Annotated in this window: 13 protein-coding genes; 7 read left to right on the top strand and 6 right to left on the bottom strand. The window is 57.2% G+C overall.

The genetic code is table 11. The annotated features are described in order from the left end of the window. The first annotated feature begins 97 nt into the window (after positions 1 to 97). The 6 genes from MTX78_RS09470 to MTX78_RS09445 all read left to right on the top strand — a co-directional run bounded on the left by MTX78_RS09470 (position 98) and on the right by MTX78_RS09445 (position 11,650). The gene (locus tag MTX78_RS09470; RefSeq protein ID WP_243802034.1) at positions 98 to 1,069 is read left to right on the top strand and encodes a vWA domain-containing protein; all 972 of its coding nucleotides are present in this window, start codon (positions 98 to 100) and stop codon (positions 1,067 to 1,069) included. After that, on the top strand, positions 1,066 to 2,061 hold the full coding sequence (locus tag MTX78_RS09465; RefSeq protein WP_243802032.1) for a tetratricopeptide repeat protein: 996 nt from the start codon (positions 1,066 to 1,068) through the stop codon (positions 2,059 to 2,061). Before MTX78_RS09470 ends, MTX78_RS09465 begins: the two co-directional genes overlap by 4 nt. Positions 2,062 to 2,278: 217 nt before the next feature. After that, positions 2,279 to 3,463, top strand: a complete 1,185-nt coding sequence (locus MTX78_RS09460; RefSeq protein ID WP_317258941.1) for an acetyl-CoA C-acyltransferase — start codon at positions 2,279 to 2,281, stop codon at positions 3,461 to 3,463. A gap of 266 nt (positions 3,464 to 3,729) precedes the next feature. Beyond that, complete coding sequence (gltB, locus tag MTX78_RS09455; protein ID WP_243802030.1) at positions 3,730 to 8,253, top strand: glutamate synthase large subunit; 4,524 nt, start codon at positions 3,730 to 3,732, stop codon at positions 8,251 to 8,253. Between the two features lie 124 nt (positions 8,254 to 8,377). Continuing rightward, a complete protein-coding gene (locus MTX78_RS09450; protein WP_243802028.1) occupies positions 8,378 to 9,847 on the top strand; it encodes a glutamate synthase subunit beta in 1,470 nt (489 codons plus the stop codon). 357 nt (positions 9,848 to 10,204) lie between these two features. After that, positions 10,205 to 11,650 (top strand): toxin-antitoxin system YwqK family antitoxin, encoded by a 1,446-nt coding sequence (locus tag MTX78_RS09445; protein WP_243802026.1) that lies wholly within the window; start codon positions 10,205 to 10,207, stop codon positions 11,648 to 11,650. 69 nt (positions 11,651 to 11,719) lie between these two features. On the opposite strand, the gene MTX78_RS09440 is transcribed toward MTX78_RS09445, so the two are convergent. The 6 genes from MTX78_RS09440 to MTX78_RS09415 all read right to left on the bottom strand — a co-directional run bounded on the left by MTX78_RS09440 (position 11,720) and on the right by MTX78_RS09415 (position 18,539). Then, on the bottom strand, positions 11,720 to 13,018 hold the full coding sequence (locus MTX78_RS09440) for a sensor histidine kinase (RefSeq protein ID WP_243802024.1): 1,299 nt from the start codon (positions 13,016 to 13,018) through the stop codon (positions 11,720 to 11,722). A 180-nt stretch (positions 13,019 to 13,198) separates the two neighbouring features. After that, on the bottom strand, positions 13,199 to 14,581 hold the full coding sequence (locus tag MTX78_RS09435) for a sigma-54-dependent transcriptional regulator (protein WP_243802022.1): 1,383 nt from the start codon (positions 14,579 to 14,581) through the stop codon (positions 13,199 to 13,201). Positions 14,582 to 14,724: 143 nt separating this feature from the next. Continuing rightward, the gene (locus MTX78_RS09430; RefSeq protein ID WP_243802021.1) at positions 14,725 to 15,909 is read right to left on the bottom strand and encodes an FtsX-like permease family protein; all 1,185 of its coding nucleotides are present in this window, start codon (positions 15,907 to 15,909) and stop codon (positions 14,725 to 14,727) included. Continuing rightward, a complete protein-coding gene (locus tag MTX78_RS09425) occupies positions 15,906 to 17,165 on the bottom strand; it encodes an ABC transporter permease (RefSeq protein WP_243802020.1) in 1,260 nt (419 codons plus the stop codon). The genes MTX78_RS09430 and MTX78_RS09425 overlap by 4 nt, the downstream gene beginning before the upstream one ends. Then, positions 17,155 to 17,745 carry an RNA polymerase sigma factor gene (locus MTX78_RS09420; RefSeq protein WP_243802018.1) on the bottom strand — a complete coding sequence of 197 codons (591 nt, stop codon included), beginning with the start codon at positions 17,743 to 17,745 and terminating at the stop codon, positions 17,155 to 17,157. Before MTX78_RS09420 ends, MTX78_RS09425 begins: the two co-directional genes overlap by 11 nt. Positions 17,746 to 17,795: 50 nt before the next feature. Continuing rightward, on the bottom strand, positions 17,796 to 18,539 hold the full coding sequence (locus MTX78_RS09415; RefSeq protein ID WP_243802016.1) for an ABC transporter ATP-binding protein: 744 nt from the start codon (positions 18,537 to 18,539) through the stop codon (positions 17,796 to 17,798). A gap of 598 nt (positions 18,540 to 19,137) precedes the next feature. Here MTX78_RS09415 and MTX78_RS09410 point away from each other — a divergent pair. Beyond that, a complete protein-coding gene (locus MTX78_RS09410; RefSeq protein WP_243802014.1) occupies positions 19,138 to 20,082 on the top strand; it encodes a helix-turn-helix domain-containing protein in 945 nt (314 codons plus the stop codon). Positions 20,083 to 20,138 lie beyond the last annotated feature (56 nt).

The raw sequence follows: 20,138 nt of genomic DNA, 5'->3' as shown, positions 1-20,138 counted from the left end.
GTATGCGACCGAGCGGCAAGCGCTTATATTTGCCCTCGCCTCGGAGCTATTAAAGTCGTTTCTTCATGATTCTCATTTTGTTGCCTTTCCTATTCCTGTGCTGAACTGGGCGTATCCAATAGCGTGGCCAGAGGTGTTGGCACTGAGCATTTTTTTTGTGTTCTACATCGGTTTCGGCCTACGGACCCGCCGATTGGCGGCTCCATTGGGTCAGCGCGGGTGGCGTTTGGGATGGAAACTGGGGCTCCGGTTGCTGTATGTCGGCTTGCTGGGCGCCGCTTTATTGGGCCCCGCTTACGGTCTGACCCAGCGCCCAGTTCGGACTACGGGTAAAGACGTGTGGCTACTAGTTGACTTATCTCGCTCCATGGACGCGCCAGATATAGCGCCGACCCGGCTTCAAAAAGCAAGAGCGGAACTAGCGACGCTCATCACTCGCTTCCAAGCTGACCGGATCGGGCTAATCGTGTTTTCAGCCGATGCGTACGTCCAGTGCCCACTGACGTATGACCAAGGCGCGCTTCAACTTTTCTTGAGCACGCTCCAGACAAACTTGCTGCCTGCTGGTGCCACTGATTTTGCTCCTCCGCTAGATTTGGTGTCAGACCGACTCAGCAAGCTCCCACCTACTGCTACACCACGTGCTACTGCGTTAGTGCTTGTTAGTGACGGCGAAGACTTTGGGGAAAACCTAGAGCCTTCTATTCGAGTTCTTACACGCTCTGGGGTACGCCTGTATACATTAGGAGTAGGTACTTTAGAGGGCAGCCGCTTACCACTAGCCAAAGGCGGCCACGTGCGCGACGCACGTGGTCGAGACGTGGTATCCCGTTTAACTCCAGCACCGTTACAGCGCCTAGCAGATCAAACAGGCGGACAATATTTCGAGCTGTCGGAACGGCGAGACGAATTTCCGCTGTTGGTGAATGCACTCAATCGTTTGGAAGGCCAAGTGGAGCAGGTCCGTTCGGTATCGGTGGCCGACAATCGGTTCCGGTACCCTTTGGCACTGGCGTTGGGACTGATGGCGCTGGACATTCTCTTGACCGTACGGGTAATCAGACCATGAAAACCGTCGTTTTGCTATTGTTTTTCGGGTTGCTAAGCGGCTGGGGCAGCTTAACCCGCATCCATGACCGTAATGAAGCCGTGCGGAAGGCCCAAGCTGCTTACCGGCGTGGCGACTATTTAGTGGCAACAGCCTTATATAAAGAGGCAGTAGAAAAACTGCATGCCACCGACGAAGCTGTACTCCTAAATCTGGGGCATGCTAGCGTACGCGCCGGTCAGCCGGCAGTGGCCCGCACCGCGTACGGCCGGTTGCTGACTAGCCGCCAACCGGGTATGCGTAGCGTGGCTCGGCAACAGTTGGGCGTATTAGCAGCTGAGAAAAGAGACTATGCGCAAGCATTGCGGCTCCTGAAGGAAGCATTGGTAGCTAATCCAGCCAACACAGTAGCGCGCTATAACTACGAGTTGATTAGCGACTACCTGCAGCGGCGGCGCGATGACCCAGGCATCCCGCCCCCAGCTACCGCAGGTGCCCCTCCTGCTGCTAGCAACGAACGAAACAACCAGCAGGACCCTGCCAACCAGCCTCCACCCCGCCCTGGTCAGGATCAGCAAGGAGAACTCAACGATCCGACCCAACCAAACGAGCCGCGCAACGCTCCCCAATCACGACCTGATCAGAACGGGCAGAAAGACCCCAACCGCCCATCCGCTACGCCAGGCAATACGGCCAATGGTGGCTTCCAGCCAGGTAAAGGTTCTGAACGCAATGTTGCGCAAGGGTCTTCGCCTGGTTCAACCCTTGGCTTGAGCAATGACGACACTGGGCCGGAAGCTAGTACCGGGGTCAGCAACCGCCCCGGCACCGAAGCTGCACCGTTGGATGAAGCACAGTTGCAAACTCAACGGGCGCGCTTACAGCAAATGAACATCAGCAGCGGACAGGCGCGGCAGTTGCTTCAGGCGTTGGAGGCTGCCGAGCAACAGTATCTGCAACAATTACCGCGCAAGAGCACCCGCAAGCCAGTATCGGGTAAACCTACTTGGTAATTGAGGTTAAAGGCTGCAAGGCACCAACCGATACGCAAGCAATAGACTGTACGAAGCAGTGCGGGCACTTTGCCAATGCTCCGTAATGCGTAGGCGTTTGTAGGAGTCTACAACAAGCAACAAAAGCCAGTTAGTACCTAAAAGCAGCGGTGCCCATCATCCTCGCCCTACCTCTTACCTTTGCGCCACATTCCAATACATTCCCACCTCTCGTTTTATGCAAATCAAAGAAGTAGTAATAGTAGCTGCGGTCCGCACTCCTATCGGATCATTTGGCGGTAGTTTGGCATCCTTGTCGGCTACTGAACTGGGGGCCATTGCCTTAAAGGGCGCACTTGAAAAAGCAGGCGTCGACCCAAGTGAAGTAGACCAAGTAATTATGGGCAACGTTATTTCGGCTAACCTGGGTCAGGCTCCAGCGCGACAAGCTGCCAAAAAAGCGGGTTTGCCGGATACGGTAGAGTGCACCACCGTGAATAAAGTGTGTGCTTCAGGCACGAAAGCCATCATGTTTGCGGCCCAAGCTATTATGCTCGGCCAGTCTGAAGTCATTTTGGCCGGTGGCATGGAGAGCATGAGCAATGTTCCCTACTACCTCGACAAAGCTCGTTTCGGCGCTAAATATGGCCACGGACAGATGATTGACGGGTTGGTACGCGACGGCCTCTGGGACCCCTACCACGACTATGCCATGGGCAACGCGGCTGAGAACACGGCTAAGGAAATGGGCTTCACACGCGAGCAGCAGGACGAATTTGCCATTGAATCTTATACCCGTAGCGCCAAAGCTGCGAAAGAGGGCAAGAAAAAAGACGAAATTGTTCCGGTAAGCATCGAAAGCCGCGGCAAAGTCACGGTGATTGAGGACGACGAAGAATACCTAAAAGTTGATTTCGCCAAATTCCCTGGTCTCAAGCCGGCTTTCCTGAAAGAGGGTGGTACCGTAACGGCTGCCAATGCCTCTACCCTCAATGACGGGGCAGCGGCCGTACTGCTTATGAGCCGGGAAAAGGCCGATGCACTAGGCATCAAACCACTAGCTCGCATTCGGGGGTTTGCAGATGCAGAGCAGGCTCCGGAGTGGTTTACCACTTCGCCCGCCCTAGCCATTCCGAAAGCCTTGAAACATGCCGGTTTGGAGGCCAAAGACGTGGATTTCTACGAAATCAACGAGGCTTTCTCGGTGGTGTCGTTGGCAAACAACAAGCTACTGAGTTTGGAAGGCACCAAAGTGAACGTATACGGCGGGGCCGTATCGTTGGGGCACCCCCTGGGGGCTTCCGGGGCGCGTATTGTGACCACGCTGGTGAATGTGTTGCACAATGAAGGCGGCACCATTGGCGTAGCTGGTATTTGCAATGGAGGCGGTGGTGCCAGCAGTATTGTAGTTGAAAAATTGTAGGACTGCATTTAGAAATAATAAGATACGCCCAGTTTTGCTAAACAGAATATTGCGTTTGGAAGCTCCAACGCCATTTTTTAGGCTCTACTAAGCGTTTTAGAAATAACATGAAAAGCTCCGGCCCTTTTTTGGGTCGGAGCTTTCTTTTTGATATTGGAGATTCCGTTCGGGTAGTGCTTGCCACGAACTCTGCTAGTTGACTGTGATTTTTTGTCTCGCACCAGCCGCAGCTTCAAGTACCGTCCGCCTACAACCTCTTCACCATTATGGAAACTTCTGCTCCCGGCCAATCTCTCGGCCTCTACCGTCCCGAGTTCGAGCACGACTCCTGCGGAACGGGTTTTGTCACCAGCATTCATGGCCGTCGCTCGCACCAAACCATTCCGGATGCCTTGACCATCCTGGAAAACATGGAACACCGTGGTGCCTGTGGCTGCGATGCCGATTCCGGCGACGGGGCCGGCATCTTGCTCCAGATTCCGCACGAGTTTTTCATGGAGGAATGTCTGGCGCTGGATATCCATTTGCCTGAGCCCGGTTACTACGGCGTGGGCATGGTTTTCCTGCCCAAGCGTATTGCAGCCAAGGCAGCCTGTCATGGCCTCATCAACAAGGCCGCCGAACGACTCGGCCTGCGAATACTGGGCTACCGCCGAGTGCCCGTCAACCCAGCGGGCATTGGCGGCACGGCATTGGCAGCTGAACCAGATATGGAGCAGGTGTTCGTGGCTAAGCCAGCAGGTATGACTGTGGGCGAAGATTTCGAACGGAAGCTGTTTGTGTTGCGGCGGCTGATTGCCAAGACGGCCAAAGAAACCCTCAAGGACGACGCCAGCGACTTTTACTTCGCTTCGTTGTCTAGCCGCGTTATCGTGTACAAAGGCCAGCTCACCTCATTGCAGGTACGCGGCTACTTCCCCGACTTGTCGGATGAGCGGGTAAAATCGGCGTTTGGCATGGTGCATTCGCGCTTTTCCACCAACACGTTTCCCTCATGGAAGCTGGCGCAGCCGTTCCGGATGCTGGCCCACAACGGCGAAATCAACACGCTTACCGGCAACCTGAACTGGTTTTACTCGGGCCTTCGGTCGTATGCCTCCCCTTTCTTCACAGCCGAAGAAATGGAAATGCTGCTGCCCGTAATTGACGATGGGCAATCGGACTCCGCTTGCCTCGACAACATCATCGAGGTGCTTACCCATTCGGGCCGCTCTTTGCCGCACGTGATGATGATGCTGGTACCCGAAGCCTGGGACGGCAACGAGCAGATGGATCCGCTCAAAAAGGCGTTCTATGAATTCCACGCCACGTTTATGGCGCCCTGGGATGGCCCGGCCGCCCTTACCTTCACCGATGGCCGCATCATTGGGGCCATGCTGGACCGCAACGGTCTGCGGCCCCTGCGCTACGTCATCACCGACGATGGCCGCGTGATTATGGCCTCGGAAGCTGGGGTGCTGGCTATTCCGGAAAAGACGGTGCTGCAAAAAGGCCGGTTGCAACCCGGCAAAATGTTCCTCGTGGACACGGTAGCGGGCCAGATTATCACCGACGAAGAAATTAAGGCCGATTTGGCGGGCCGACAGCCCTACGGACAATGGCTGGAGAACTACAAGATCCGCTTGGAAGAGCTACCGGAGCCCCGGCAGGTATTTACCGACCTCGCCGCCGATTCAGTGTTTAAGTACCAAAAGGTATTTGGATATACCCGCGAAGACCTGGAAACCATCTTGAAGCCCATGGCGCTGGATGGCAAAGAGCCCATTGGCTCGATGGGCACCGATGTGCCGCTGGCGGTGCTTTCCGACCAGCCACAGCACATAGCCAGCTATTTCAAGCAGTTCTTCGCGCAAGTCACCAACCCACCCATCGACCCGATTCGGGAGCGGCTGGTGATGAGTTTGGCGACGTTCATTGGCAACAACGGCAACACCTTCGACGAAAACAAGATGCACTGCCACTGCGTGGCATTGCGCCAGCCCGTACTCACCAACCACGAGTTGGAGAAGCTGCGCAGCATCGATACGGGGCTGTTCCACGCCAAAACGCTACAAACTTATTTCAAGGCCGATGGGCAACCGGGCTCTTTGCAGAACGGCTTGGAGCGTCTTTGTCGCTACGCGGAAGATGCCGTGCACGACAAGTTCGAGGTGTTGATTCTATCGGACCGCGCTATCGACTCCGAGCACGCTCCTATTCCGTCGTTGCTAGCCGTTTCGGCAGTGCACCATCACCTCGTGAAAAAGGGCCTACGGGGTTCCGTTGGGCTGGTAGCAGAATCCGGCGACGTATGGGAAGTGCATCACTTCGCTACACTGCTGGCGTTTGGCGCCACGGCCATCAACCCCTATCTGGCCTTGGCCAGCCTGCGCACCATGCTGGAGGGAGGCAAGATGGAAACGGCGCTGGACTACGCCACGCTGACTAAGAACTACCTCAAAGCAGTCTGCGACGGCCTGTTGAAGATCTTCTCGAAGATGGGTATTTCCACCCTGCAGTCGTACCACGGGGCGCAAGTGTTCGAGATTCTGGGTATCAACCAGAGCGTAGTGAACCGCTACTTTACGGGGGCCGTTACGCGCATTGGTGGCTTGGGGCTGGATGAGCTTGCTCGCGAAACCCTCTACAAGCACTTCAAAGGGTTTGGCGACGAAAAAGCGGACGTGCCGTTGCTACCCGAGGGAGGCCTCTACCAGTGGAAGCGCCGGGGCGAAGCGCACCTATTCAATCCGCAGACGGTGCACTTGCTCCAGCAAGCTACTCGAACCAACAACTACACCACCTATCAGCAATACGCCAGCATTGTCAACGAGCAGGGAGATAAGCTGTTCACGCTACGTGGCTTGCTGGGCTTTGCTCGCCACCGCGAGTCGGTGCCGCTGGAAGAGGTGGAACCGGCCACGAGCATCATGAAGCGCTTTGCCACAGGAGCCATGTCGTTTGGTTCGATTTCACACGAGGCGCACAGCACCCTAGCCATTGCTATGAACCGCATCGGCGGCAAAAGCAATACCGGTGAAGGCGGCGAAGACCCGTTGCGCTACGAGAAAATGGCCAACGGCGACTCGATGCGCTCGGCCATCAAGCAGGTAGCTTCCGCCCGCTTCGGCGTAACGGCCAACTACCTCACCAACGCCGACGAGCTGCAAATCAAGATGGCGCAGGGTGCCAAGCCCGGTGAAGGCGGCCAGCTGCCTGGCCACAAAGTGGACGAGTGGATTGCGCGCGTACGCCACGCCACCCCGGGTGTGGGTCTTATTTCGCCCCCACCCCACCACGATATCTACTCTATCGAGGACCTGGCGCAGCTAATCTTCGACCTCAAAAACGCCAACCGTGCCGCCCGCATCAACGTGAAGCTGGTGAGCAAGGCGGGAGTAGGAACCATTGCAGCCGGCGTAGCAAAAGCACACGCCGACGTGATTCTAATAGCGGGTTATGATGGGGGCACGGGCGCTTCGCCGCTCAGCTCTATCAAGCACGCTGGCTTGCCGTGGGAACTCGGCCTGGCAGAAGCCCACCAAACGTTGGTGCGCAACGGCCTGCGTAGCCGCGTAGTGCTCCAAACTGATGGCCAACTGAAAACCGGCAAAGACCTGGCAGTAGCCGCCTTACTCGGCGCCGAAGAATGGGGCGTAGCCACGGCTGCCCTCGTAGCAGGCGGCTGCATCATGATGCGCAAATGCCACCTCAACACCTGCCCGGTGGGCGTTGCGACGCAGGACGCCGAGTTGCGTAAGCTGTTCAGCGGCCAGCCCGAGCACATTGTGGCCTTGTTCCAGTTCCTGGCCGAAGATCTGCGCGAAATCATGGCGCAGCTTGGTTTCCGGACGGTGCACGAAATGATTGGCAAATCGCAGTTCTTGAAGGTACGCGAAGACTTACTGCACTGGAAAGCCAGCCACGTTGACCTGAGTGGCATGTTGCATCCCGCGCCTGTTGCGGCTGGTACGACGGCTTACCGCAGCGAAGACCAGGACCACGGCCTCACCAACGTGTTGGATTGGCAGTTGCTTGCTGCCGCCCAGCCGGCCCTCGACGAAGCCACGCCCGTGTTCGGCAGCTTCGAGGTGCAGAACACCGACCGCACGATTGGTGCGCTCCTCTCCAACGAGGTGTGCAAACGCTACGGGGCGCCCGGCCTTCCCGACAATACGCTCAACTTCAGCTTCCGCGGTTCAGCGGGCCAGAGCTTTGGCGCCTTCTGCGCCAATGGCCTGAGCTTTAGCTTGGAAGGCGAAGCCAACGACTACGTGGGCAAAGGCCTTTCGGGCGCACGTCTGGCTATTTTCCCGGCGGCCGATAGCCGGTTCGAGCCCGACCAAAACATCATCATCGGCAACGTGGCGCTGTACGGAGCTACTTCCGGGGAGCTGTTCGTGCGCGGACAGGCCGGGGAGCGGTTTGCGGTGCGCAACTCTGGTGCTACGGCCGTGGTGGAAGGCATCGGCGACCATGGCTGCGAATACATGACCGGCGGTCGGGCCCTGATTCTGGGCGAAACCGGGCGCAACTTTGCGGCGGGCATGAGCGGCGGCATTGCCTGGGTATATGACCCGCACGGCACGTTCCCAGTGAACTGCAACCAGGAAATGGTGGAGCTGGAAACGCTGGAAGAAGAAGATGAAAAAGCCATTCGGGCGCTACTGCAGCGCCATGTGCAGCTCACGCAGAGCCGCCGGGCCACCTTCCTGCTTGATAATTGGGCCACGGAAGCAAGCAAGTTCGTGAAGGTATTCCCCATCGAATACAAGCGGGTGCTGCAAGCCGCGCAGAAGGTGGCCGTATAAACGCACCGTTTCAACTAGCAGGCAGTGTGGGGCACGAAGTCTTTCCAAGGATTCAGAACCCCGCACTGCTTAAATACCGCCGCCAATAAGTAAACCAACAACTTAAGAAGCACTTCTACACGTCATGGGACACGTCACCGGATTCAAACAATTCGACCGGGAGCTACCGGCCAAGGTGGCCCCGCAGGATCGTATTACAAACTATAAAGAGTTTGTCGGGCTGTATCCGCCCGAGCAGCTCAACCACCAGGCCGCCCGATGTATGGACTGTGGGGTACCCTTTTGTCATTCGGGCTGTCCGCTGGGCAACATCATTCCGGAGTTCAACGACGCGGTATATCGGCAAGATTGGGAGGAAGCCTACCGCGTTCTGATTTCCACCAACAACTTCCCGGAATTCACTGGCCGCATTTGTCCGGCACCCTGCGAATCAGCTTGCGTGTTGGGCATCAACCGGCCACCAGTGGCCATCGAGGAGATTGAGAAGCACATCATTGAAACTGCTTTTCAAAAAGGACTCGTCCGGCCTTCGGCACCGCTATTGAAGTCAGGTAAATCGGTGGCGGTGGTAGGCTCCGGGCCGGCAGGTTTGGCGGCAGCGGCGCAGCTCAACAAGGCCGGTCACAGCGTAACGGTGTTTGAGCGCGACGACAAGCCCGGTGGCTTGCTGCGCTACGGCATCCCCGATTTCAAGCTAGAGAAGTGGGTGGTAGAGCGGCGCATCAGCTTGCTGGAGGAAGAAGGCATCCAGTTCCGCTGCAACACCGAGATAGGCAAAGACATGCCCGCCGACGCCCTGCTTAATGGGTTTGATGCGGTGGTGCTAACGGGTGGCTCCACTATCCCGCGCGACTTGCCGCTGCCTGGCCGCGAGCTGCCCGGCATTCACTTTGCCATGGATTTCCTGAAGCAGCAAAACAAACGAGTGAGTTCGTTGCCCGTAGAGCAGGAGCCCATTGTGGTAACCGGCCAGGATGTTATTGTGATTGGCGGCGGCGACACCGGTTCCGACTGCGTAGGTACCTCCAACCGCCAGGGCGCGGCTTCCGTTACGCAGTTCGAGCTGCTGGCGCAACCTCCCAAAGAGCGCACTGCTCACATGCCGTGGCCGAACTATCCGATGGTACTGAAAACCACTTCCTCGCACGAAGAAGGATGCCAGCGGTACTGGGGCGTTAATACCAAAGAGTTTTTGAGCGACGAAAACGGCAACTTGCGGGCCTTGCGCATTTCTGATGTGACCTGGGAAACGGATGTCTTGGGCCGGCCTATGAAGTTCCAGGAAATCGAGGGTTCGGAGCGGGAAGTACCTTGCCAGCGTATTTTCCTGGCTATGGGGTTCCTGCATCCGCAAGCCAACGGCATGCTGCAGCAGTTTGGAGTGGCGCTTGATGGCCGCGGCAACGTGCAGGCCACTGAAAAAACGTACCAGACCAGCGTGGCGCGGGTTTTTGCCGCCGGAGATATGCGGCGCGGACAGTCGTTGGTGGTGTGGGCCATTTCGGAAGGCCGGGAAGCTGCCCGGCAAGTCGACAAGTTCCTGATGGGCAAAACCGTACTCCCAACCAAGGACGCGGAGCCGATGTTCGCGTAGCGAATACCTCCGAAAGCAACCACGCGCCGCGTAGTGCAACGCGTGACTTAGGAAACAACCAGTGCAAGTGCAGGCCAGTCGTGATGCTTCTCCTACGAGAGGCGTTAGGGCTGGCCTGCTACTGTTAGCAAGGAGGTAGTCGCTTGTACGTTGCCGTGCGGGCACGCTGGTTTCGGGTGGTATACGGGTGCAAGTCCGTCTTGGCCGCGCCGTAGGTTGCAGCTGAACACTAGGTGGCGCGTGGCCAATGGCCTGCGTCTAGGCCGCTTGCATAATGCCAGCCGAATACTTATGGCACGAAATCAGCTGTGGCACTGGCTTATGCACTTTGCCGAGTTTTCGTACGTTCTTGCCATCATGAAACGAATTACGCTTTTTCTGTTCCTCCTCTCCACTACCGCCGCACACGCTCAAAAGCTGCGGCGCTTCACCACCTATTTCGACTCAACCAACACCCGCAAGCGCGAAATCTACTCGGCTATCGTGGCCAGCGACACGGTGATGGAAGGCCCATACAAGCGGTTTTACCGCTCCGGCAAGCTGGAAGCTCAAACTCGCTACACCGGCGGCAAGCGCGATTCAGCGTACGTGGAATTTCATCCGAACGGCGGCCGGCGCTTGGAAGTAACATACAGTGACGGGGTGCGCCAAGGCCCTTTCAAAACCTACTACGAAACCGGGAAATTAGCCCAGGAAGGCACCTACGAAAACGACCAGCCCACCGGCCAGCTGCGCTACTTGTATCCCGATGGGCGAGTGAAGATGGAAACCACTCTTGCCAACGGGCAACCGAGTGGCCCGGTTCGGGAAGTGTACCCATCGGGCAAGACCAAGGTGGAAATCACCTATCAAAATGGGCAAGCTAATGGCCCCGTGAAAACCTACTACGAAACCGGCCAGTTGCAAAGCGAAGCCACCTTCGCGAAGGGCTTGTTGGCGGGCCCCTTCAAAACCTATTACGACAACGGCCAGGTGGAAACCGAGGTACTAACCGACAAAAACGGCAAAGGCACCTACCGCAGCTATTACCGCTCCGGCAAGCTCCGCACCGAAGGCACATCGGTAGCGGGCAACTTTGCGGGCCGGGCCGTAAAAAACCCCCTCGGCGACGACCTCACCAAGCAAGCCCGCAATCTAACCGGGGGTAGCTCCAACCTCGATGGTCCCGCCAAGTCGTACTACGAAAGCGGGGCGCTTAAAAGCACCCAAACCTACCGCCAAGGAACCCTGATTGGCACCCAGCAGGATTTCTACGAGTCGGGCAAGGTGCAGCAGAAGATAGAATACGCCAACCAAGCCCGCGACCGTAAAATCACCACGTACTTCGAGGATGGGTTCCCGAGTGCCGAGCAGCAATACAAAAACAACCTGCCTGCGGGCGTGTGGCGCACGTTCCATCCGGGTGGAAAGCAGGTAGCCACCCAGGAAACGTACGCAAATGGCCGGTTGACTGGCGAAAAGCTTAGCTACTACCCTATCGGAACCCTGCAAAGCAAAGTGGTATACGAAAACGGCAAACCCAACGGCCAGGGCCAGGAGTTCTATGAGTCGGGAAAGGTGAAAGTGGAAACCCTGTACGTAAAAGGGCTGAAAACCGGGGCTTTCCGGCAGCTCCGCGAGGATGGCACCCTGGCGGTTAGCGGCACCTTCCGCAACGGCAAGGAAACCGGCGTATGGAGCTACTTTGAGGCAGATGGCACCAAAGTGCAGGAAAAGAAGACGTTCCGCAACGGACAAATGGTATCCGAGGGCACAACTCCAGCTGGCAAACCGCCCGTCAGGAAACCGCCGGTGAAACGATAACCCAGCTAAAAGGCCCTTGCTCTTTAAAGTGAGCAAGGGTCTTTTAGTTGTAATTAGGCTTGATACGCTTTAAAAATTGATGGTAAAGGCAGTTCTGCCACTTGCTTGCGTTTCAAGGCTGAAGGTGAAATCATGCTGCAAGAGAATGTCGCGGATAAGGGTGAGGCCGATGCCCTGGCCGTCGCGCTTGGTACTGAAGAAGGGCGTAAACAGGTGGCGCTGCACGTCGGGTGGAATGCCGGGGCCGTCGTTTTCGATAACGAGCTGCGGGGGGCTTTGCTCGGTGCGTACCCACACGTTTCCAGCATCGTCAATGGCTTCGAGGGCATTCTTGCAGATATTGAGCAAAGCTTGTTCTAGTTGCTGCGCATCCAATGAGACAAGCAGCGGGCCTAGTGCCAGCTCCTGATGCCAGCGGATGTGCCGCCGCTCGCACTGCACGTGCAAAAGCCGCTCGGCGTTTCGCAGTAGCTCATGCACATCCGTTAAGTGCCGAACGGGTAGCGGCAGGCGCACGAGGTTCGCGAAGTTGGCAATGAAATTGGCTAGGTGCGTATTGCGGTTGATGGATACGTCCAGCGCCTCGGTGAAATCAGGCTGGTCGTCGGGGCTGAGTTGGGGAGCGTAGTAGTGGAAGGTTTGCAGGATGGAGTTAATGGCACCGATAGAGTTGTTGATTTCGTGCGACATCATCCGAATCAGCTTCTCGTAGGCCTGTTTTTCCTGCCGAATCAAATCCTGGGTCAGTTCTTCCAGCACAATAAAGTGCCGCGTAAACCCCCGATCCACGAAGTGCGAGCAATGCGCCCGGTACGTTTGGATGCCGGATAGCCGTACCACCTGCGGTTCTTGCTCGGAAATACTTCCGAGTGCGATGCCCCAGTCGCCGGGCAACTGGGCGGGCGGCAGACCGAGCAGACCGGAAGCCGGCAAGCCGAGCATGCGCTCCGCCGCAGGGTTCACCCCTTCAATGTAGCCATCGAAGGTCAGGAGCAATACCCCGGCCGGCGAGGCTTGGATGAGACTTTCGAGCAGGAAGCTTTTTTCGTGTTGCGTTACCCGCTCCCGGCGCAGCTCGTCAATCATCTGGTTGTACACGTCAATCAGCTGATCCATTTCCCGCTGGCCGACGGGTACAAACTTCATCGAGAAGTCTTTGGCCTGAATAGCTTCCGTGCCCGCCGCAATGAGGTGAAACGGCCGCACGAACCCCTTATACAGCTGCACCGTGAGGACGATGCTCACCAGCAACAGCACCTCCAGCCCCACAAACAACGGGGCGTTGGTGCGTACCACCTGCACCGCCAACACAATCAGCACAGCATGGATAATGACAACAAACAAAACAAACTTGACGCGTAGGGACATGTGGGCGGGGTAGCTGACGGAGAGCTAAGCTAAGGCCAGAAAGAAGAAAGCTCCCCTCCTTTTTTCAAGCAGGGGTTGGGGGTGGTTGGCTAGAGTTAGAAAACCAGAACTAGTTATCGTTCCAACAACTTTACTGCCCCCAACCCCTCCTTAGCTAGTATTTTAACTCGCGCCTCTCTCCTACTCCGCATCAAACGGAATGGCGTATTTTTCCAGGCGGCGATAGAGGGCGCCACGGCTCAACCCCAAGGCCTTCGCCACGCGGCTGATGTTGCCGCCGTAATGCTCTAATGTGCGCCGAATCATTTGTGCTTCCAGTTCGTCAAGCGTCATGGTGCCGGGCTCGGGCAACTCGCCGGGCTCGGGGGCACGGACGGGTACGCGCTGCGTTTGAGACTGAAAATCCTCGGGCCCCAGTTCGTCTTTGCCACTTACCAGCACGGCCCGCTCCACTAGGTTTTTTAGCTCCCGGATGTTGCCCGGCAGCAGCTGTTCCTGCAGCCAGTGCTGAGCACGAGTGCCCACTTTCAGGGCCGGCCGGTTGTAGGTAGCACGCAGCCCGTCCACGAAGTGCTGCACCAGCAGCGGAATATCTTGCGGCCGCTCGCGCAGGGCCGGTAGGCGTACGGTAATTAGGTTGATGCGGTAAAACAAATCTTCGCGGAAGCGGCCCTGCTGCACCATCTCGGCCAAGTTGCGGTTGGTGGCGCATATCACCCGAATGTCGAGGCGGCGGGGCTTGCTGTCACCGAGCACTTCGTAGGTGCGGTCTTGCAACACGCGGAGCAGTTTCACTTGGCTGCTCAGGTCTAGTTCGCCTATCTCGTCCAGAAAGATGGTGCCGCCGTTGGCTAGTTCGAAGCGGCCGATCCGGTCGGTTTTGGCGTCGGTGAAGGCGCCGCGCCGGTGACCAAACATCTCGCTTTCAAACAACGACGTGGACACGCCACCCAGGTTCACTTTCACGAAGGGCTGGCGGCGGCGGTGGCTGTTGTGGTGCACAGCCTCGGCAATCAGTTCCTTACCAGTCCCCGATTCGCCCTCAATCAGCACGGAGGCATCGGTGGCGGCTACCTGGCCCACGTTGCGCAGCACGTGCAGCAGGCGTACATCTTGCCCTACAATGCCCTGAAAGTTGTACTGCTTGTCGAGCTGACGGCGGGTAAGCGTACCGGCTTCAACTTCCGGCTCCGACTCCTGCAAGCTGAGAATGGTGCGAATCGTTTGGAGTAGCGCGTCGTTGTTCCAGGGTTTGGTGACGAACTCGGCGGCGCCGGCCTTCATGCCTTCCACCGCCAGCGTGATAGAGCCCCAGCCGGTAATCAGAATCACGGGTACCTGTGGGGCCACCTCCTTCACCTGGCCCAACAGCCGCAAGCCGTCCTGCCCGGAGGTATCCAGCGAGTAGTTCATGTCCATGAGCAGCAGGCGCGGCGGCGTTTCCTGCACAATGCGCAAAGCATCTTCGGGGGTGGCGACGCTTTTAGTGGGGTAGCCGGCCTGTTTCAGCAGCAGCCCCAGCGACATCCGTACCGCCGCGTCATCGTCAATAATCAGAATCATAAGGAATAGAAAGGACGAAGGTAAGCGCACTGGCTATTTAGGCGCGTGGGGAATCTCACTGCCTTACCCCTCTCTTGTTCTGCGCATCAAGCGGCATAGGGGCAAGGGGAGCATTCCGGTAGCAGAGACACATTGATTCCTACTTATTCTTCCCGCAGAGCCACAGCCGGATGGACCCCAGCAGCCAGCCTGCTTGGATACAGCGCGCATACAGCCGTCAAGATGTAAATCAGCAGCACGGCCAGCAACATGGCTGGGCCATACACCGCCAACCCTAGCCCCAGCACCCCAAGCAGTGGAAATTGCGCTGCCACGGCCAGGCCCAAGGCTAAGCCAAGCGTGGAAATAACCATTACCTCGCCCAGAAACTGTCCGCTGATGGCTTGGCGGCCAGCACCCAACGCCCGCCGGAGTCCGATTTCGGCGCGTCGCTTGCTGATATTGTACCACAGCACGCCAAACAAGCCCAACGCCACATTCACGACCAAGAATACACATACAATAACCAGCGCCGCAATTGGGGTTAGGGCTTGCTTGAGTTGGATGGCGCGCTGCTCTGTCAGCGACGTGACACCAATACTCCAGCCTTTGCCAATGGCTAACGCTTCCTTGGTCATCTGCTTTTCCAGAGCCGCTCCCGCTCCCGGCTGCACGCGCACGAGTAGCGTTGAGAGGTGGTTGAAGGAGGTGTCTTGGGGACTGATACGAGTGAACACGCCGGGCTTAGGAGCGCTCAGGTCGCCGTCGGAGCGGAAATTGGCCACCACGCCCACTACCTTAAGCTCTCGGTCGCCACTGTGCAGGCGCTGCCCCACCGCCGATTCGTTGCCGAATAACTCCTGTTGCGAATCCTCCGTTAGTATCACAGGAAATTCGGTTGCATCATCGCGCTTATCGAACCAGCGCCCGGCCTTTAGTTGCAGATCCAGTACGGCGCGCCGCTCGTCATCCACCTGGTAGATATTGTGGTTCACTCCGTCGCCCTTTTTCGATCTGCTCAAATCACTGCTGTTATGGGTGTCGAAAAATGGAAGATTAGAGCTTCCGTGCGACACAAACCGTACGCCAGGCAGCGTGCGCAGGCGCTGCATAATCTGTTGCTGGGTGCGGGCTCGTTCAGCTTCGGACTGCATGGCGGCCCCTGGATCAAGATTCATCGCCCACACTTGCTCGTAGCTGAAGCCTAGTGGAGCGCGGTAGTTCTGCTGGTTGAATACCAGCACGCTTCCTACCGCAAACAGCACTACAAAAGCCAGAGATATTTCGATAACGAGTAGAAAGTTGGCCCGCTTGCGGTTCCAAATCAAAGTAAATAAGTGCCGGATCATACGTTGGTTCCTCCTTTAAGCGCCTGTACGGCACGTAGTTTTGACATTTTGTAGGCAGGGTACACTCCGGATAGCAATCCGAAGAAGCCGATGGTAAGAAAGGCCGCCAAAAAGATGCGCCAGTTCAGGCGGAATGTGGTGTAGGCAATCAGGCTGCTATCATTGAGCAGGTACAGTGCCCCCGCCGCTAAACTCAACCCGAGTATGCCACCCAGTAGGGTTAGGAAGATGTTCTCTACCAGGAACTGTTTCACCAGCATCTGGGGGGTAGCTCCAAATGCTTTACGCACTCCTATTTCCGAGCTGCGCTCCATGATGCGGCTCACGTTCACGTTTATGAGGCTTAGTGCTGGTAGCAGCATGAAGAGTAACGCCAACCCAGCAGATGTGCGCGCTAGCTTGGCCACGCCGTCATCGGGGCCATCTTCATCAAACTCCTCTCGCACCAACGTCGAGAGCAGAGACCCGGCATGCACACGCACCTCTTGGTAGGAATGTTTGCCGTCTCCTGTTTTAGGAACCGGCACCTGCGCCACTATCCGGTTGAACTCGGCTTCCACCGTCGGTACGGCGGCCGGGGTAGGCGCAAGCAAAATGGCATGGCAGTTTCCCAGGTAGCTAGGGTCGTGTATGTCCTCCGTGCTGGTGGTAATAGGCATCCAAACGTCGGCGTACGAGATGTAGCGCGTGGCTGGCACATCGCGCACTACGCCCACTACCTGGTAGACTATCTGGTCGGCTTCGAGGCGGCGGCCTACCACCCCACGGCTAGCGCCGAAATAACGACGCGCGGTGTTTTCATTGATGACCACCACGTGGGCGGCTTCTTTCACCTCCCGGATTGTATACGGCCGTCCCTCTACAAAATCGAAATCCAGCACTTGCCAGAACTGACCGTCGGTATAGCGTTGGTCTAACTTAAGCTTTTGGTTGCCCGGGTAAGCCACCACTGAGCCTTCGTTGCTACTCACTGAAATCAGCTGTGGCGTGCGCATTGGTCGCACGTACCGCTCCAAAAACGAGTAGCTAACATTGGAATTGCTTTGCGAAGTCTCCGCCCACAATCCCATCTTGGTGATAAAGAGCAGGCGGTCCACCTTTTTCTCGGGGGTATGCGGCCCCACGGTATGGTCGTACATGGCATATACCACCAGCAGAATCATCAGGGTGAAGCTGATGCCGAACAAACTAATGAAGGTGAAGAACTTGCGGCGCAGCAAGACCTTCCAGGCGATTTTGAGGTAGCTAAGCAACATGAGCGTGGGCGTAGGAAGACGAAGAATAAGAAGAATGCAGGGCTGCAACCTGGCGCTGCAATACGGCGCGGGCCTTGCTGAGCTGCGACTTGCTGGTCCCTTCCGAGATGCCCAGCAGTCCGGCCACTTCGGGGTGCGAATAGCCTTCCAGCGCGCACAGATTGAACACGGCGCGGTAGCCGGCCGGCAGTTCCTGCACTAGGCGCAGTAGGTCGGCGGCTTGCAGCTCCACGTCGGCGGCAGGCAGGTCGGCGGCCAGGTGGCCCGTGTAGCAGTCCTCGATGCTGAGCGTGAGCGACTCCCGACGGCGCAGAATACTCAGGGACTCATGCACCATGATGCGGCGCACCCACCCTTCCAGGCTCCCCTTACCCTCGAACTGATGCAAGCAGCGAAACACTTTCACGAAGCCGCGTGCCAGGGCATCTTCGGCGTCGAACTCGTGGCGCATGTAGCGGAGGCACAAGGCCAGCATCTTGGGGGCAAAGCGGCTATAGAGTTGCTCTTGAGCGGCAGCGTTGCCTTGGCGGCAAGCGGCAACTAAAGCAGCATCGGTAAGCGGAAGGGAGAGGGTTTTCATCTTCGGAAGGATATCAAATAGATATGGGGCACTAGCTACTGGAACCGGGTTTACTGCACTTGGCTGCCGTCGAAGAAGCGGATGAGGCGCTGCGTTTTCAGGGCCTGCTGCTCGTCGTGTGTGACCATCACGATGGTGGTTCCCTCTTGCCGGTTGAGGCCCAGCAGCAAGTCCATAATTTCCTCGCCCATCACCGAGTCGAGGTTGCCGGTGGGCTCGTCGGCCAGAATAATTTCGGGGCGGCCGGCCAGGGCGCGGGCAATAGCTACGCGCTGGCGCTGCCCGCCGGAAAGCTGGCTGGGAAAGTGGTTGGTGCGGGCACCCAATCCCACTTTTTCCAAGGCAGCGTAGGCCCGCTCGCGCCGCTCTTTGCCACCTACACCGGGCCGGTAGAGCAGCGGTAATTCCACATTGTCGAGCACCGAGAGGTCGTTGATGAGGTGGTAGCTCTGGAAAACGAACCCGATTTTGTGGTTGCGCAATGAAGCCAATTCCTTGTCGGAGTACGACTGCACCGGCCGGCCATCTAGCTCAATTGTGCCGCCCGTCGGCTCATCCAGGAGCCCCATGATGCTGAGCAGCGTGGACTTCCCGCAGCCCGAAGGCCCCATAATCGATACAAACTCGCCCTTGTTGATGGTCAGGTTCACCCGGTTCAAGGCCACTGTTTCAATGGTTTTGGTTTGGTACACCTTCTCGATGTCACGCAATTGAATAACGGGCTGGCTGGTAGCCGAACGTGCCGCAGTGGTTGCTTGTGTCCGGGAAGTGGTTTGAGCGAGGATGTTTTCCATGAGTGTATGCAGTCAGGATAAGGAGAGTGGCGAGGGAAGGTGTCCAGTTTCAAGCAGTCCGGCACTGGGTTCCTAGTAGTATAGCCAAGTGCCGTGCCATGTTTATAAAGTTCTTTGTTTCAGTTATTTATATCAAAAAATTACTTTGTATCAACTGCAAATCCTGTCCAAAAACGGACAGTGTGTTCGAAAATAAAGAACCGACTGTACGGTTTTCAACTTGTGCCGCAGCAGCAGGTGTAGGCACTACAGTTTTTAATAAATAGAGACCCGCCTGCTGGACATGCAGAAGCAGTACCACCGGTTTGTCTTTATGTCAGAAGCTAGGCAGCGGCAGAAATGCTTCGGCAAGAGCAGCATAACAGCCAACGGGCCTCCCCCAGCAGCTTTCGGTGCAAGACTTTACTTCACTCAGATTCCTCCTGCGTCAGAAGGAACAGCGCGGCACTAGGACTGCATGCGTAGAGCGTTGTCTGTAGTCTGGCAGGTTAAACCAACTGGTACCAGTTGCTACAGTAGGAAGCTCTACCGCAAGCCTCCCAAACTTTTGGCGCCCTGTTAGGTTGCTCATGCTTTGAATTCTACAAGCAACGCTGCCATGACAACTACCACCCTGAGCACCCTGTACCAAGAGTTGGCACCCTGCACTGGCCACGACCTGAGCACGCTGCTACCCCAGGATATTCAGCGCGAAGTCGGGCACTTCAATGTGTTTGATTTAGCTGACCTCTGGAACTCCACCCAGCTACAGCCGGCCACATCTTATCCTTGCCGTTCCTTCTACAAAATCAGCTTGTTGCGCAGCCGCAGCCACGCTGAATACGCCGATCAAACCATTGCTATTGAGCCCGACGCCTTGGTATTTTCGACGCCCAAGATATCGTTTCAGTGGCGGCCCGCTGAAGCACAACAGGGGTATTTTTGCCTCTTCACGGCGGAGTTCTTGCTCCCGGTTCTCGGTGGCCTTGCCCCCGACGAGCTGCCCCTGTTTCAAGCCAATGGCTACCCCGTTTTCCAGCTGACGCCAGCTGAAGCCGCACGGGCAACCAGTATTTTCGCCAGGATGCACGAGGAACTAGCTTCCGACTACGCCCATAAGTACGACCTCCTGCGGGCCTACGTGCTAGAATTGCTGCACTTGGGCCAGAAGCGGCAACCCGCCACCACGCTGCACCCCGCCCACTCAGCGGCGGCCCGGCTTTCGTCGCGTTTTGTGGAGCTGCTGGAACGGCAGTTCCCGCTCACCACGCCCCAGCAACGCGTGCCGCTGCGCACCGCCAAAGACTTTGCCGACCACCTGGCCGTACACGTCAACCACCTCAACAAAGTGCTCAAAGAAAGCACCGGCCGCACCACCACCGACCTCATTGGGGGGCGGCTGGCACAAGAAGCCAAGGTGTTGCTACGCCAAACGGACTGGACCCTCTGGGAAATTGCCGACAGCCTAGGCTTTGTGGATGTGGCGCACTTCTCGCACTTTTTCCGCCGCTATGCCACCGTGAGCCCTGGCGCCTTCCGGACGCTGGAAGCCGTACCGATTTGATTTCTACAAAAAGCGGATTGACGAGTACAACATTGCGGAAAGCTACTCGGGAGACC

The sequence above is a fragment of the Hymenobacter tibetensis genome, assembly GCF_022827545.1.
Taxonomy (GTDB): domain Bacteria; phylum Bacteroidota; class Bacteroidia; order Cytophagales; family Hymenobacteraceae; genus Hymenobacter; species Hymenobacter tibetensis.
The sequence above is the reverse complement of the archived record's forward strand: the minus strand, read 5'-3'. Positions and strand labels throughout refer to the sequence as shown.